Source organism: Mesorhizobium sp. WSM3864, assembly GCF_002294955.1.
Taxonomy (GTDB): domain Bacteria; phylum Pseudomonadota; class Alphaproteobacteria; order Rhizobiales; family Rhizobiaceae; genus Mesorhizobium.
This window is the reverse complement of the sequence record NZ_NSGD01000004.1, coordinates 414,142-429,327: the sequence shown is the minus strand read 5'-3', so window position 1 is coordinate 429,327 and position 15,186 is coordinate 414,142. Positions and strand designations below refer to the sequence as shown.

Annotated in this window: 12 protein-coding genes; 6 read left to right on the top strand and 6 right to left on the bottom strand. The window is 63.0% G+C overall.

The annotated features are described in order from the left end of the window. Nucleotides 1-84: 84 nt before the first annotated feature. Nucleotides 85-876: a DUF3108 domain-containing protein gene (locus CK215_RS12455; RefSeq protein ID WP_095782781.1), complete on the bottom strand. Its 792-nt coding sequence runs from the start codon at nt 874-876 to the stop codon at nt 85-87. A gap of 254 nt (nt 877-1,130) precedes the next feature. Here CK215_RS12455 and rpmB point away from each other — a divergent pair, with 254 nt between their 5' ends. The 3 genes from rpmB to CK215_RS12440 all read left to right on the top strand — a co-directional run bounded on the left by rpmB (nt 1,131) and on the right by CK215_RS12440 (nt 4,079). After that, nucleotides 1,131-1,427, top strand: coding sequence for a 50S ribosomal protein L28 (gene rpmB, locus CK215_RS12450; protein WP_066990317.1), 297 nt, complete (start codon nt 1,131-1,133; stop codon nt 1,425-1,427). A 109-nt stretch (nt 1,428-1,536) separates the two neighbouring features. After that, nucleotides 1,537-2,304 (top strand): queuosine precursor transporter, encoded by a 768-nt coding sequence (locus tag CK215_RS12445; RefSeq protein WP_245418669.1) that lies wholly within the window; start codon nt 1,537-1,539, stop codon nt 2,302-2,304. Continuing rightward, entirely contained in the window at nt 2,301-4,079 is a 1,779-nt protein-coding gene (locus CK215_RS12440) for a polysaccharide biosynthesis protein GtrA (RefSeq protein ID WP_095831075.1), read from the top strand. The genes CK215_RS12445 and CK215_RS12440 overlap by 4 nt, the downstream gene beginning before the upstream one ends. A 65-nt stretch (nt 4,080-4,144) precedes the next feature. On the opposite strand, the gene CK215_RS12435 is transcribed toward CK215_RS12440, so the two are convergent. The 4 genes from CK215_RS12435 to CK215_RS12420 all read right to left on the bottom strand — a co-directional run bounded on the left by CK215_RS12435 (nt 4,145) and on the right by CK215_RS12420 (nt 8,839). Beyond that, on the bottom strand, nt 4,145-5,167 hold the full coding sequence (locus CK215_RS12435; protein WP_095831074.1) for an esterase-like activity of phytase family protein: 1,023 nt from the start codon (nt 5,165-5,167) through the stop codon (nt 4,145-4,147). Next, complete coding sequence (gene cobT, locus CK215_RS12430) at nt 5,164-7,062, bottom strand: cobaltochelatase subunit CobT (RefSeq protein ID WP_095831073.1); 1,899 nt, start codon at nt 7,060-7,062, stop codon at nt 5,164-5,166. Before cobT ends, CK215_RS12435 begins: the two co-directional genes overlap by 4 nt. A 53-nt stretch (nt 7,063-7,115) precedes the next feature. Next, nucleotides 7,116-8,102, bottom strand: coding sequence for a cobaltochelatase subunit CobS (cobS, locus tag CK215_RS12425; RefSeq protein ID WP_066990333.1), 987 nt, complete (start codon nt 8,100-8,102; stop codon nt 7,116-7,118). A gap of 122 nt (nt 8,103-8,224) precedes the next feature. Next, entirely contained in the window at nt 8,225-8,839 is a 615-nt protein-coding gene (locus CK215_RS12420) for a J domain-containing protein (RefSeq protein WP_066990335.1), read from the bottom strand. Nucleotides 8,840-8,984: 145 nt separating this feature from the next. Between CK215_RS12420 and CK215_RS12415 the strand changes: the two genes are divergently transcribed. Then, a complete protein-coding gene (locus CK215_RS12415) occupies nt 8,985-9,287 on the top strand; it encodes a BolA family transcriptional regulator (RefSeq protein WP_095782453.1) in 303 nt (100 codons plus the stop codon). 21 nt (nt 9,288-9,308) lie between these two features. On the opposite strand, the gene CK215_RS12410 is transcribed toward CK215_RS12415, so the two are convergent. Further along, a complete protein-coding gene (locus CK215_RS12410) occupies nt 9,309-10,862 on the bottom strand; it encodes an acetolactate synthase large subunit (RefSeq protein WP_095831072.1) in 1,554 nt (517 codons plus the stop codon). A 1,019-nt stretch (nt 10,863-11,881) separates the two neighbouring features. Between CK215_RS12410 and CK215_RS12405 the strand changes: the two genes are divergently transcribed. Together CK215_RS12405 and CK215_RS12400 are read left to right on the top strand one after the other, a co-directional pair. Further along, entirely contained in the window at nt 11,882-13,831 is a 1,950-nt protein-coding gene (locus tag CK215_RS12405) for a PrkA family serine protein kinase (protein WP_066990342.1), read from the top strand. Between the two features lie 20 nt (nt 13,832-13,851). Beyond that, on the top strand, nt 13,852-15,162 hold the full coding sequence (locus CK215_RS12400; protein WP_095831071.1) for a YeaH/YhbH family protein: 1,311 nt from the start codon (nt 13,852-13,854) through the stop codon (nt 15,160-15,162). Nucleotides 15,163-15,186: the final 24 nt, after the last annotated feature.

The window sequence follows — 15,186 nt, the reverse complement described above, 5'->3', positions numbered from 1 at the left end:
CAGCGCCCACATGGCGACCGCCGAGAAACCGATCAGTGTTGCGCGCCCCATGCCTATCCTCGGCGGCGCGCCGTGGCGCCTAACTTATTCGGCTGCTTCGAACCGTCTTGCGCTGATGGTCAGCGGGCCGATCTGGGTCCCGACCGTGGCGCGGATCGGCGCATATACGCCGGATTGGCCGACGGGTGCAAATGTCACCATCATGCGGCTTTTGTTCTTCAGGAAGTCCAGCGCCTTGCGGCCCTTGCGATAGCCCGCCACCGGCTCGAAGCCCATCTTGCAGGTCACGGTGTCGCCCTTGTAGCCCGGCACCGAGATCGAGCCTTTCGAGGCATAGGTCAGCGACAGGTTGGCGCGCATCTCGCCATCGTAGAATTTGACGGTCCGCCCGCAGACCTTGTCCAGGCTGTCGGCATGGACGACGGTCGCGGCCATCGGATCGACCACCGATTTCAGGTCGCCGGAGCCGACCGGCACCCAATTCTTGGGATCGCGCTTGCCGGGCTCCGGAACGACCTTCGTCGAGGAGACGTCGCCATCGGCGAAGCGTATGTCGACCACCGATGCCTTCTTGCCGGAAGTATAGTCGGCCCGGAAGGCCCGCGGCCGCATCTGCTGGCCCGAAATCGTACCCTTCGACGAGATCGTGCCTTTCGTATCGTCGAACAGCTTGGCGATGCCGGCGGCCGAGACGGTGCCATTGATGGCATAGGTGTCGCCGTCGTAACGGCTGGAAAACGTCGCCCTGGCGACCGAAAGGCCCAGGAACGACACGGTGTATTCGCCCTTGAAGGACTGCGGCGAGGCAGCAGCGAAGGCGGTTGAAGGCACAGCGACGGCGAGCAGCGCAGCAAGGGCATGGGATGGGCAAAGCATGGCGGCGGCAGGTCCTTGATACTGGCGGAAACGCAACGGTTTCAGCCTGGCAATCCCTTCGCGCAGGGCTTATACGACGAATTCCGGCCTTTATATGGAGCGAGCTTGGCCGCCGCGTAGGTGCCGGAGCTTGACGTAGTGGCGAAATGCAACTATGGAACGCCAACTTTTTCCAAAGGCCGCCTGACCGAGACCGCGCGCCGCCTGGCGCGGGCAGAATGGTTTGGCAGGGTTAGAACTGAAGGTTAGACAAGATGTCCCGCACCTGCGAGCTCACTGCCAAGGCAGTCCAGACCGGCCACAATGTGAGCCATGCCAACAACAAGACCAAGCGTCGCTTCCTGCCGAACCTGGTCAATGTGACGCTGATTTCTGAAGTGCTGAACCAGAACGTTCGCCTGCGCATTTCGGCCAACGCGCTGCGTTCGGTCGAGCATCGCGGCGGCCTCGACGCGTTCTTGGCCAAGGCCGACGCCAAGGAGCTGTCGCAGCGCGCTCGCCTGCTGAAGAAGCAGATCGCGAAGAAGCTCGCCGAGCAGTCGGCCGCCTAAAGCTCTCTTTTCAGGCGGGGGACGACCGCCTCGAGCACCGGCTCCAACTGGTGCTCGGACCTGAGCGCCGTCATGACGCTCGGCTGGTTCCATTACCCAGGATAAAAAAATGAACTTCCTTTCACGATACCTGCCTTTCGTGGCCGCCATGGCGCTTGTCGTCGTGGCGTCCAATATCCTTGTCCAGTTCCCGATGCAGGGCCAGATCGGCGGCCTGTCGCTGGCCGACCTGCTCACCTGGGGCGCCTTCACCTATCCTTTCTCCTTCCTGGTCACCGATCTTGCCAATCGTCGCTACGGCCCCGCGGTGGCGCGCAAAGTGGTCTTCGTCGGCTTCATGACGGCGGTCGTCTGCTCGATCCTTGTTCCGCCCTTCCTGTTCCGCCACGGTCTGATCGCGTTCGAGACCGCCGCTGACCGGCTGGTGCGAATCGCGGCCGCGTCCGGCGCCGCCTTCCTCGCCGCACAACTGCTCGACGTAACCGTGTTCAATCGTCTGCGCCGCCAAAGCTGGTGGCGCGCGCCGATCGTCGGCACGCTGGTCGGCTCTGTCTTCGACACGGTGGTGTTCTTCGGCGTCGGCTTCTCCGCCGCCTTCGCCTTTGTCGGGCCGAACGACGGCTTCGCGCTGGAGACGGCACCGCTGATGGGCGTGCTGCCTGTCGAAACCATGCGCTGGGTGTCCTGGGCGCTGGGCGATCTCTCGGTCAAGCTGATCATCGCGGTGGTGGCGCTGATCCCCTACCGGCTGCTTGCCGCCCGCTGGAGCCAGCCGGCCATCGCCCGACCCTTGAAGCGGCCCTTCGCGGCTTTACGCTTTGTTACGGCCATTGGTGCAGGATCGCCAAAACGATCCAGGACATTGCCATCAACATGACCATCCAGGGCACCGGTTGGAAACATGACCTTCTGCTTGCGCTCTGCGCGACGCTGCTCGTGCTGGGGATCAATGCGATCTCCGGCTTCCCGACCATCGCGGACCTTGGCGCCGACAATGACAGCATGCTGAGGTTGGTCGAAGTTCGCGACCTCCTGGCTGGACAGGGCTGGTTCGATCTTCATCAATACAGGATGGGCCTGACCGGCGGCTTCGTCATGCACTGGTCGCGGCTGGTCGACACCCCGATCGCGCTGATCATCTTCACCTTCCAGGCCCTGGGCGCCAGCACGGCTGCCGCCGAAAAGGCAGCGCAGATCATCTGGCCGCTTTCCCTATATGGGCTCACCATATTCGTCATCCTGCGCGCTTCCCGGCGTTTCGCCGGTACGGACGTGGCGATGCCTGCGCTGGTGCTGTCCACTGCGGCGCTGTTCTTTATCGGCATTTTCCACCCTGGCACCCTTGACCACCACAACGTCCAGCTCCTGCTCACGGCAGCCAGTCTCTGGCTTATGACGGAGGCTCCCTTCCGGCGGTCAGCCGCTCTTCTGTCCGGCCTGTGTGCAGGCCTCACCCTTGCCGTCGGGATGGAGACGGCGCCTTATGTGGCCACACTTGGCGCCTGCGCCGCCGTGCTCTTCATCTTCGATGAAAGGGAGCGCCAGACCGCGCGCGGCTTCGGCATCGGATTTGCCGCGATAGCCTTGGTGGTTCTTGTTGCCACCATACCGCCGTCGGCCTGGGGCGTGGCCGAGTGCGACGCCTTCTCGGCTTTCCAGTTCGTCATCGCGGCGCTGTCGGGCTTTGGACTGGCGGCGATTGCGGGTCTACCCGGACAGTCGACGGCTAAGAGGCGGTTCCTCTCAATGTCCGCGTTGGCCGTTGCAATTGCGGCCGTTGCGCTCCTGTTCTTTCCGCAATGCCTGGCATCGCCCTATGCCGGCATGGATCAGCGCATTCGCACCTATTGGCTGAACGACGTCGTTGAGGCGCAGCCCTTCCTCAGCGTGGCCGTCAACGAGCCGAAGCTGATGGCGGCGCGTTATGTGACGCCCTTCATCGCAATCCTGTTGATTGGCCTTCAGCTGCGCAGCCGCCGCCTGCGCCGCGAGGAAGCCCTTACCGCCGTGCTGCTGATCGTCGCTTTCGCCGTCAGCCTATGGCAGGTGCGCGGCTCGACCTTCTCGGTTGCCTTCGCGGTGCTGCCGCTCTCGACCTGGATCGCCGGAGTTCGCCTGCAGGCAACCGCCGCGCAATCGTGGCGCGTCTCCACCCGCATCGCGGCGGCATGGCTGGTGTCGCTCAATGCGACCTGGGCCGGCGTCGCCGTCGCCGCGCAGTCCGTGGTCCAAAAGGCACCCACCAAGATCAATTCCGATGCCGATCATGCGCTGACCTGCGGCAAGGCCTCGGACTTCAGCGACCTGGCCGGCATGCCGGCAACGACGGTGCTTGCGTCCTCCAACCTCGGCTCCCCCATCTTGATGTTTACCGGCCATAGGGCGTTGGCCGGCCCCTATCATCGCAATGTCGGCGGCAATCTCGCCATGCTCGACGCCTTCATGGGAAAGCCGGATGCCGCCCGTGCCATCATTGAGCGCGAACATGTCGGGCTGGTCGCCATATGCCGCGGCAATTCGGAAGAGCTTTCGCTCGCAGCCCAAGCTCCCACGGGCCTGGCCGCGCGGCTGCTGAAGCGGGACGTTCCCGATTGGCTGGAACTGGACAGCGCGACGGCGAGCAAGCCGGTCGAGATCTATAAAGTCCGCTGAGGGCCGGCACTTCGGGAAAATGCGTAGCGGTTTTGCGTCCCGAATTGGACAAAATCAAGCACCGCTCAGTCCTGGTGCAGGATGAATTCCAGGTAGAGGTTCCGCTGCAGGATCGATTGATTGTCGTCCGACACCAGCGACACCATCAGCGCGCCGTCGTCGCGGGTCCAGACGTCGAGCCCTTCCATATTGTCGATCTGGTAGCCCATATCGGCGTCGATCAGCACCGGACCGTCGGCGACCGCGCCCTTCTCGATGCTCTCGCCATAGATACGCCTCAGCCGCATCTTCACCCCGCGCGCCATCGAGAAGCTGCGTTCGAGTAGCAGCAGGTCGCCATCGGGCAGGAAGGCGCCGTCGGTGATGTCGAAATTGCCGTTGCGCTTGACGGTGAAGACGCCCTTCCTCGGTCCCTCGATGATGGCGGCATAGATGTTGCCGGCCTTGTCGAGGCTCTTTTCCGACACCACGACCAGGCCACCCTCGTGCTGGCCGTAAGGGTTGGCGTGTGTGACCGTCTCGAAGCCGCGGTTCTGGCGCAGCTCCCGCGCCGGGACCAGATAGTCGAGCGTCTTGAACGGAGCCTTCATATTGTCCGGCTCGACCTTGAACTGGACGACGCGCTGGTCGCGCTCGAAACCGACGGTGGCGATACCGTCCTTGACCGCGAGGCCTTCGGCGTCGACCTCCCATTTCTTCTCGATCGGCTGGCCCGAGGCGTCGACCATCTGCTGCATGCGGAAATTCGACACGCCCGAGGGGCGCTTGTCGGCATCGTGGGTGATGGTGCCGAAGAACCAGAAGCCGGCATCGGTGACGCCAATAAAATCGCTGCCTGATTTGAGGAAGCGGAAAGCCGAAAGTGCGCCGAAATCGCGCGACGGCGAGGTCATCTCCAGCCCGCCGACGAACTCGAGCGACCCGAACTGTTTCCGGTCGCGGCCGATATGGAACTCGGTGATCGGCCGCGCTGAAACTTCGATCGTCTCAACCGCAGCGCCTCCCTCGGCGAAGACCGGAGAGGCGGCCGAACAGACCAGCGCGCAAACAAAAGCCGTCCGCCGGCATCCGCCCCGCGAAAGGATCATCCGGCGCGCCTCAAGCCACCGCGCCGCGTGTCGCGCGCGCTCTCCTCGCCGAACAGCGATGCCAATTGCTCCGTCATGGCGCCGGCCAGCTCTTCGGCATCGACGATGGTGACGGCGCGGCGATAGTAGCGCGTGACATCGTGGCCGATGCCGATGGCTAAAAGCTCCACCGGCGAGCGCGTCTCGATGAGATCGATCACCGCGCGCAAATGGCGCTCCAGATAGTTGCCGGGGTTGACCGAGAGCGTGGAATCGTCGACCGGCGCGCCGTCCGAGATCATCATCAGGATCTTGCGCTGTTCCGGCCGGCCGATCAGCCGGTTGTGCGCCCAAAGCAGCGCCTCACCGTCGATGTTTTCCTTGAGCAGGCCCTCGCGCATCATCAGGCCGAGATTGCGGCGCGCGCGCCGCCACGGATGGTCGGCGGACTTGTAGATGATGTGGCGCAGATCGTTGAGCCGGCCCGGATTCGACGGCTTGCCGTCCTTCAGCCACTTCTCGCGTGCCTGCCCACCTTTCCACGCACGTGTGGTGAAGCCGAGGATTTCCACCGAAACCCCGCAGCGCTCCAGAGTGCGCGCCAGGATGTCGGCGCAAGTCGCGGCAACCGTGATCGGCCGCCCGCGCATCGAGCCCGAATTGTCGAGCACCAGCGACACCACCGTGTCGCGGAACTTGGTGTCGCGCTCCTGCTTGAAGGACAACGGCTGCATCGGATCGATAACGACGCGCACCAGCCTGGATGGATCGAGATAGCCCTCCTCCAGATCGAAATCCCAGGAGCGGTTCTGCTGCGCCATCAGCCGCCGCTGCAGCCGGTTTGCCAGGCGGCCGACGACGCCGGAGAGATTGGCGAGCTGCTTGTCGAGGAAGGCGCGCAGCCGGTCGAGCTCCTCTTCCTCGCAAAGGTCCTCGGCCCCGACCGTCTCGTCGAAGGCGGTGGTGAAGACCTTGTAGTCGATGTCCTTCGGCAGGTTGAGGAAGGGATTTTCGTTGCGGCGCGCCTCGCCCGGCGTCTCGGCGTCGGAATCATCCTCGTCGGAAAGATCGTCCGATGTGGCGTCGGTCGCCTCGGTTTCGGCCGACTCTTCCTCGTCGGCGGAAGCCTCGGCGTCCTCGGACTGCGACTGTTCGGAGCCGGAATCGTCCTCGCCGCCTTCCTCGCTCTGCTCCTCGCCCTGCTGCTCGTTTTCCTCGTTGTCCTCGGAGTCTTCCGTCTCCTGGTCGTCGCCGAGTTCCTCGGCCATCTCCATCGAGACGAGCATGTCGCGCACGATGCGGGCGAAGGCTTGCTGGTCATCGAGCCTGGACGACAGGCCGTCGAGGTCGCTGCTGGCCTTTTCCTCGACCCAGGGCCGCCACAGATCGACCAGTCGCTCGCCGCTCTTCGGCACGGTGCGGCCGGTAAGCTTTTCGCGCACCATCAGCGCCACCGCCTCCTCGAGCGGGGCGTCGGCCTTGTCCTTGACGTCGACCAGGTTTGCCCTGGCGTATTTGTCCTCGAGCATCGAGCCGATATTGTCGGCCACGCCCTGCATGGCGCGGCTGCCGATCGCCTCGACGCGGGCCTGCTCGACGGCATCGAAAATGGCCCGCGCGAGCTTGCCTTCCGGCGCCAGCTTGCTGTGGATGCGCTGATCGTGGCAGGCGCGCTTCAGCGCCATGGAATCGCCGATGCCGCGGGTGATCGCGATGTCGGTGCGGGAAGCCTTCTTCGGCAGCTCGGGCAGCCTGGCGCGGTTGCCGGCCAGCGCCGGCCGGTCCTTGGCGAAGCCGACCTCGAGGTCCTTGTCGCCGGCGACAGCGCGCATGCAGACGGTAACGGCGCGCTTGAAGCTGTCCGCTTCAGACCCGTTCTTCGGCTTGTTGCGCGTGTTGTCGCCCGGACCCGCCATCGATCATTCCCTGCGCGTTTTGGTCCGAAAGGCCAAGCCTTCCGGCACGCGCCTTACCCCAGCACCACGTTGGCGGCGCTCTCCGGCAGATCCTCGCCGAAGGCGCGCTGGTAGAATTCGGCGACCACCGAACGCTCCAGCTCGTCGCATTTGTTGAGGAAGGTGAGCCGGAACGCCATGCCGATATCGCCGAAGATCTCGGCGTTCTCGGCCCAGGTGATGACCGTGCGCGGGCTCATCACCGTCGACAGGTCGCCATTGATGAAGGCCGAGCGCGTCATGTCGGCGACGCGCACCATCTTGTTGACGATCTCTTTGCCCTTGCTGTCGCGATAGTGCTTGGCCTTGGCCAGCACGATCGACACCTCGTTGTCGTGCGGCAGGTAGTTGAGCGTGGTGACGATCGACCAGCGGTCCATCTGCGCCTGATTGATCTGCTGCGTGCCGTGATAGAGGCCGGTGGTGTCGCCGAGACCCACCGTGTTGGCGGTGGCGAACAGCCGGAAAGCCGGATGCGGGCGTATGACGCGGCTCTGGTCGAGCAGCGTCAGCCGGCCCGACGATTCCAGCACGCGCTGGATGACGAACATCACGTCCGGGCGTCCGGCATCGTACTCGTCGAAGCAGAGCGCGACGTTGTGCTGATAGGCCCAGGGCAGGATGCCGTCGCGAAATTCCGTGACCTGCAGGCCTTCCTTGACGACGATGGCGTCCTTGCCGACGAGATCGATGCGGCTGACATGGCTGTCGAGATTGACGCGCACGCAGGGCCAGTTGAGGCGCGCGGCGACCTGCTCGATATGGGTGGACTTGCCGGTGCCGTGATAGCCCGACACCATGACGCGGCGGTTGTAGGCGAAGCCGGCGAGGATCGCCAAAGTCGTTGCCTTGTCGAACAGATAGTCCGGGTCGATGTCGGGCACGTGCTCGGTCGCCGCCGAATAGGCCGGAACCACCATCTTGGAGTCGAAGCCGAATTTCTCCTTCACCGGCACCGTCGTATCGGGCAGGTTGGCGATGTCGCGATCGACCTTGTTCATCTCTATCAACGTCTCCACGGGCGAAACGCCCCGTTTCGCCGGCAATCGATTTGTTCGGGGGCGGTCTTAGAGCCTTTTCCAACCTTATGAAAGTTGGAAAACGACATGGACCGTAGGGTCGCTCAGCACAATCCTGCTTGCTTGAGCACGCGATAGGCCTGCAGCACATCGCGGAACCGGTCTTCCGAACCTCTGTCGCCGCCATTCGCATCCGGATGGTGGCGCTTTACGAGTTCCTTATAGCGTGCCTTGATATCCTTGCCAGTCGCCTTTGTATCAAGGCCAAGCGTTTCCAGCGCCTTGGCCTCAAGCGGCTTTGCCTTGCGCTCGCGCACTTCGCGCGTTCCGCCGCCGAACAGATTGAAGGGATCGCGCATGCGGTTGTAGTAGCCTGCACGCCCGGAGCGCTGCTGCGCGAAGTCTGGTGCCGAACGCATGCCGCCGCCATTGGCGCCCATGCGCCAGGTCGGCCGGTGTCCGGTCAGCGCCTCTTTCTGGAAGCGGGCGATCTCGCTGTCCGACACGCCCGAGAAGTAGTTGAAGCTCTTGTTGTATTCGCGCACATGCTCAAAGCAGAAGCGGAAATACTCGCCCTCCTTCAGGCGCCCGACCGGCGCGCGATGCGTACCGGCCTCGCTGCAACCGTCCCACTGGCAGATCGGCGCGCGCGACTTCAGCTCCGCGTCCTTTTCCGGTCGGATGCGAATCTTCTCGAAATATTTGGGATACGGTTTCATCCTCACCCATTTATGGGCTGTTCGCTACCGCGAAACAAGAATTGACATTTCGCCGATGATCGCCCTAACCGCTGAATCGCGGCCTAAAGCGGTCGAAAGCACAGATTTTGCGGCGGTACCGCAGATGTGGTGAAGGGAAGCCCCGATGTCCATACAGTCGACGATGGAAAACAAGCTGAAGGCGGCATTTTCGCCGGAAAGGCTCACCGTCATCAACGAAAGCCATCTTCACGCCGGCCATCACCACGTCGAGCACGGCCACGAGGCCGTCTTCGACGGCACCGGCGAGACCCATTTCCGCGTCCGTATCGTCTCGCAGGATTTTGCCGGCATGAACCGCATCGAGCGCCACCGCGCCGTCAATCACCTGCTTGCCGACGAACTGAAGGCCGGCGTGCACGCGCTGGCGATCGAGCCTGCAGCACCTGGTGAGAAGACACGCTGGTAAGCTCGGCGGGCCGGGGGCCGCTCAGATCACCGCTTCGATGAGGAACGGCCCCGGACGCGACAGCGCGCTGTCGAGCAGCGCGTCGAAGCGCTCGCATGTGTCGGCGCGGGCTGCTTCCACCCCCATGCCGCTTGCCAGCGAAACCCAGTCCAGAGCCGGCTGATCAAGGTCGAGCATTCGCCTGGCATTCTCGCCGATCGCGTTCACCCCGACATTGCGCATCTCGCCGTGCAGGATGGCGTAGGTCCGGTTGGAAAAGACGATCGTCACCACGTCGAGCTTTTCCCGCGACTGGGTCCATAATCCCTGCACCGTGTACATGCCGCTGCCGTCCGCCTCCAGATTCAGCACCTTGCGGCCAGGACAGGCGATGGCCGCGCCAGTCGCCATTGGAATGCCGCCGCCGATCGATCCGCCTGTGCCCATCATGTAATCGTGCGGGGCGGCAAAGGCCGAGAGCGCAAAATAGCGCCGCGCCGAGGTGACGGCCTCGTCGCAGACGATCGCATTCTCCGGCAGCTTCCGGGCTACCGAAAGTGCAACCCCGTCGTCCGTCAGCTTGCCGCGTGGGGCCGGCTCATCGGGAAAGGCCGTGGCGACGGGCACCGGCTGCGACGGTTTGATGCCCAGTTCGTCGCGAAGCGCAGCGAGTGCCGCCTTCAAATTCTCGCCATGCTCGGCCAACGACATCAGTTCACAGCCTTCGCTCACAAGCCGGCTCGGCTTTCCGGGATAGGCAAAGAACGCCACCGGTTCCTTGGCTCCAACGAGGATCAGGAGATCGATGTCGGCAAGGAGAGTGCGCGCGGCGTCGATCGGATATGGAACGCGGGTAGGCGCAACTCGGCCGCGGCCGCGCTGCATCCGGGCGATCAGAACGTCGCTGAACAGCCGGACATCCGAAACCGCCGATATCTGTCCGGCGATTTCCAAGGCATCCTCACGCGCGGCCGGCCCACGCAGGATCATGCCGACGCGACCGGGCGCGGCGCGAATGGCTCCGGCAATCTTGCGTACGATGGCTGCGTCGACCGAAGGCGGCGCCGCAAGCTCCACCTTGGCCGACAGGAGCGGACTGGCCTCTCCCCACGCCGCGTCCGCCGGCAGGATCAGCGTAGCGATGCCGGGAGGCGTCAGCGAAGCGCGAAAGGCCGCCTGCGCGGCCGGCGCGATGTCGGCCGGACCGGCGATGCGGCGGACCCAGTTCGACATCGGCGCGGCGAGACCTTCAATGTCGCTGGTGAGCGGCGCGTCGAGCGGCAGGTGATAAGAGGCATGGTCGCCGACGATGTTGATCATCGGCACGCGGGCGCGCCGGGCATTGTGGATGTTGGCCAGGCCATTGGCCAATCCGGGGCCGGTGTGGAGCAGCGTCGCGGCCGACCGATCGGTCATCCTGGCGTAGCCGTCGGCGGCACCCGTCACCACACCCTCGGCAAGACTGAGCACGCAGCGCATCTCCGGCTTGCGGTCGAGCGCCGCGACGAAGTGCATTTCCGAGGTACCGGGATTGGCGAAGCAGACATTCACGCCGTTCGCCAGCAGCACATCGCAAAGCACATCGGCGCCATTCATCGCGTTCCCTCTCGTCCGATTGTCCCCGGACAATTGAGCCGACAAGTCTTCATGCCGCAATGTCCGGTCAACGACTTTGAGGTGATCCAGCTTCAGGAGTGCCGGCGGGTTCAGGCGACCGTCGCCTTCAAGAAAGCCATGACAGCGGCAGTCAGCGCATCGCCGTCCTCCCCGAAGCGGTGGTTGAATCGCCCATATGCCAATAGGCGCCGCCGTCGAATAGGGCGACTTTGGTTCCCCGGCCCGTAGCCGGGCCGCGAGGTCGTGGGCCGCGGTTGCATGGGCCGGCGCGCTCCGCCGCCGGGGAAGCACCATGGAACATTTGCCTGATCTGGCGGTTTGATGCAGGCCCGGCCCTGGCCTCGTCCATGCTGGGCGGATTGCTAGTCGGACCGAAGGACCGATGCCCTCGGCCGACGCTTCCGAACGGTGACCACCAATGAGGAAGACGTATCGACCTCCATCCGCGCCGCCCAATCGGCGCACAAGCCGTTCGGAACCTCTGCGCCTGTTTCCGGCAATTGCGCTGGCGGTATTCCTTTCGGCTCCGGCGGCTGCCCATCAGGCGCCCACGGGCTGGCAGTATGACAGCTCATGCTGCTCGGGAATGGACTGCTATCAAGCACCCACGGCCGACGTGAAGAAACGAAATATGGATACCAGCTCTCCACCGGAGAACTCATTCCCTACTCCGATCGTCGGATCAGGCGTTCGCGTGACGAGTTCTTTCACGAGTGTAAGCCCGCAGGCGACGCGAATTCTCAGCATTCCTTCTGCCTCTACGTTCCCGATCACGACATGTGAGTGGAAAACCTAAGATTTTCCTTGAAGCTCTCCCGGCCATCACCACCTAATCATCATGGGTGAGCATTCCGTCCGCATCGGGTGCTGTGAGTCGTCAATGCCCGATTGCAGGCGCTCTCTCTCATATGAGGGAACCACAATGCTTTCCGGCAGTTGAATACGAGACGAGCCGACTGGCCGACTGGCAACCAGAGCGGCTCTGAGGGCAGAATATCATGCGAGAGAACCAATCCGACGTCTTCGATCTGTTTTCGGAGATATATTCCAACGCGGCCCAGGAAGAGATGAGCCTCCAGCAGTATCTGCTTGGCTGCCGCGAAGACAAATCCATGTATGCCTCGGCGCCCGAACGAATGGTCGAGGCCATCGGCGAGCCCAATCTGGTCGACACCAGCAAGGATGAGCGGCTCGGGCGCATCTTCTCGAACCGGACCATCAAGGTGTACCCCTCCTTCTCCGATTTCTACGGAATGGAGGATACGATCGAGCGCATCGCCGGGTATTTCCGTTATGCCTCGCAGGGTCTCGAGGAGCGCAAGCAGATCCTTTACCTGCTCGGGCCGGTCGGCGGCGGCAAGTCCTCGCTTGCCGAACGGCTGAAGAAGCTCATGGAACAGCGCCCGATCTACACGCTGAAGGTCGGCAACCAGATCAGCCCTATATTCGAATCGCCGCTTGGCCTTTTCCACCCCGATCGGATGGGCGATCTGCTGGAAGACAAATACGGGATAGCCCGCCGCCGCCTGAATGGGCTCATCTCGCCTTGGGCGGCCAAACGGCTCGACGAACTGTCCGGCGACATTTCCAAATTCAGCGTGGTCAAGCTGTCGCCATCGCGTCTGCGTCAGATCGCCATCGCCAAGACCGAGCCCGGCGACGAGAACAACCAGGATGTCTCGGCTCTGGTCGGCAAGGTCGACATCAGGCAGTTGGAACATTTCAGCCAATCCGATCCGGATGCCTACTCCTACAGCGGCGGCTTGAACCGGACGACGCAGGGCCTGCTCGAATTCGTCGAGATGTTCAAGGCGCCCATCAAGGTCCTGCACCCGTTGCTGACGGCAACCCAGGAAGGCAGCTACAACGGCACCGAGAATTTCGGCTCCTTCCCCTATCAGGGCATCGTCGTTGCCCATTCCAACGAATCGGAATGGCAGCAATTCAAGAACAACAAGAACAATGAGGCCTTCCTCGACCGCATCCTTGTGGTCAAGGTTCCGTATTGCCTTCGCATCACCGAAGAGAGGCAGATTTACGAGAAACTTCTGCGCGAGAGCGATCTGGCGAACAGTCCCTGCGCGCCCGAAGTGCTGGACATCCTCAGCCGTTTCACCGTCTCGACCCGGCTTGCCGAGCACGAGAACTCGCCGCTCTACACCAAGATGCGCGCCTATGACGGCGAGAACCTCAAGGAGATCGACCCGAAGGCGAAGTCGGTCCAGGAATATCGCGATGCCGCCGGCGTCGACGAAGGCATGACCGGGGTCAGCACGCGCTTCGCCTTCAAGATTCTGTCGCAGACTTTCAACTACGACACCAAGGAGGTCGCAGCCGATCCCGTGCACTTGATGTACATCCTCGAGGAGGCGATCAAACGCGAGCAATTCCCCAAGGAAACCGAAGCCGCGTACCTCGAGTTCATCAAATCGGAACTTGCAGCGCGCTACGCCGAGTTCATCGGCCACGAGATCCAGAAGGCTTACTTGGAATCGTATAGCGAGTACGGCCAGAACCTTTTCGACCGCTACATCGCCTATGCCGATGCCTGGATCGAGGATCAGGACTACAAGGATCCCGATACCGGCCAGATCCTCAATCGCGAGGTCCTGGACAAGGAATTGTCGCAGGTTGAAAAGCCGGCCGGCATCGCCAATCCCAAGGATTTTCGCAACGAGGTGGTCAAGTTCACCTTGCGCGCCCGGGCGCGCAACCATGGCCGCAATCCGTCCTGGACGAGCTATGAAAAGCTTCGCGAGGTGATCGAGAAGCGCATGTTCGGTCAGGTCGAGGATTTGTTGCCGGTGATCAGCTTCGGCTCCAAGCAGGACAGCGTCACCGAGAAGCGGCACAACGAATTCGTGCAGCGGATGGTGGAGCGCGGCTACACTCAGCGGCAGGTGCGCCGGCTGGTCGACTGGTACATGCGCGTGAACAAGGCTGGCTGACCAAAGCCCGAAGGGTTCGCATGCCGATCTTCATCGACCGTCGCCTGAATCCGAAGGACAAGAGCCTGAGCAATCGCCAGCGCTTCCTCAAGCGCGCTCGGGAAGAGCTCAAGCGCAGCATCCGCGACCATGTCCGGACAGGCCGCATCGCCGAGGTCGACCGCGAGCATGCCGTGCCGATGCCCCGCAAAGGCACCAGCGAACCGACCTTCAGCGACGCCAGGGACAGTGGGCAGCGCCAGCACATACTGCCCGGCAACAAATCGTTCAGTCCCGGTGATCTGATACCCAAGCCTGGCGGCGGCGGCACTGGCTCTTCGGCGCCGGGAACCAAGCAATCCGAGGATGACTTTCGCTTCGTGCTGTCGCGCGAGGAAGTGCTCGACCTCTTCTTCGAAGATCTCGAACTGCCCGATCTGGTCAAGCTCAATCTCAAGCAGATACTGAGCTTCAAGCCAAGACGGGCGGGCTTCACGGCAAGCGGGGCGCCGACCAACGTCAATGTCGGACGCACCATGCGAAACAGCCACGGCCGCCGCATCGCGCTCAGGCGTCCCAAGCAGGCGGAGCTGGACGCCATCTCAACGCAGATCGCCGAGTTGGAAGCGAAGCCGCCAACCGAGACAACGCGCGAACGCATCGCTGCTCTGCGCGAGGAAGTTGATCGGCTTGAACGCCGGCGCAGGCGGATCGCCTATGTCGATCCGGTCGACATTCGGTTCAACCGCTTCGACCCCCAGCCGGTGCCGAATGCCAGCGCCGTCATGTTTTGCCTGATGGACGTGTCGGGATCGATGGGCGAGCGCGAGAAGGATCTGGCCAAACGGTTTTTCGTGCTGCTGCATCTGTTCCTGACGCGGCGCTACGAAAGGACGGACATCGTTTTCATCCGCCACACCCATGAGGCCAAGGAGGTGGACGAGCACACCTTCTTCTACCACACCGAGAGCGGCGGTACCGTCGTCTCGACGGCGCTCGAGGAAATGCACCGCATCATAGAGCAGCGCTATCCGGTCGCGGAATGGAATATCTATGCCGCTCAGGCTTCCGACGGCGACAACTTCGCCACCGATTCCGAGCGCTGCATAGAACTCCTCGACCGCAAGCTCATGCGCCTGTGCCAGTATTTCGCTTATGTGGAAATCATCGACGAACGCGAAAGCCACATTTTCGGCTCCACCGAGAACGGAACGTCGCTCTGGCGCGCCTACAACGCGGTCGACGGAAAGTGGCCGAATTTCCAGATGAGGCGCATCGCGGCTCCCGCCGATATCTATCCGGTCTTTCGCGAGCTCTTCGCAAGGCAGCCTAGTCTGCGCAAGAGTGCGTGAGAACGCGGGCGGATGGGACATAGG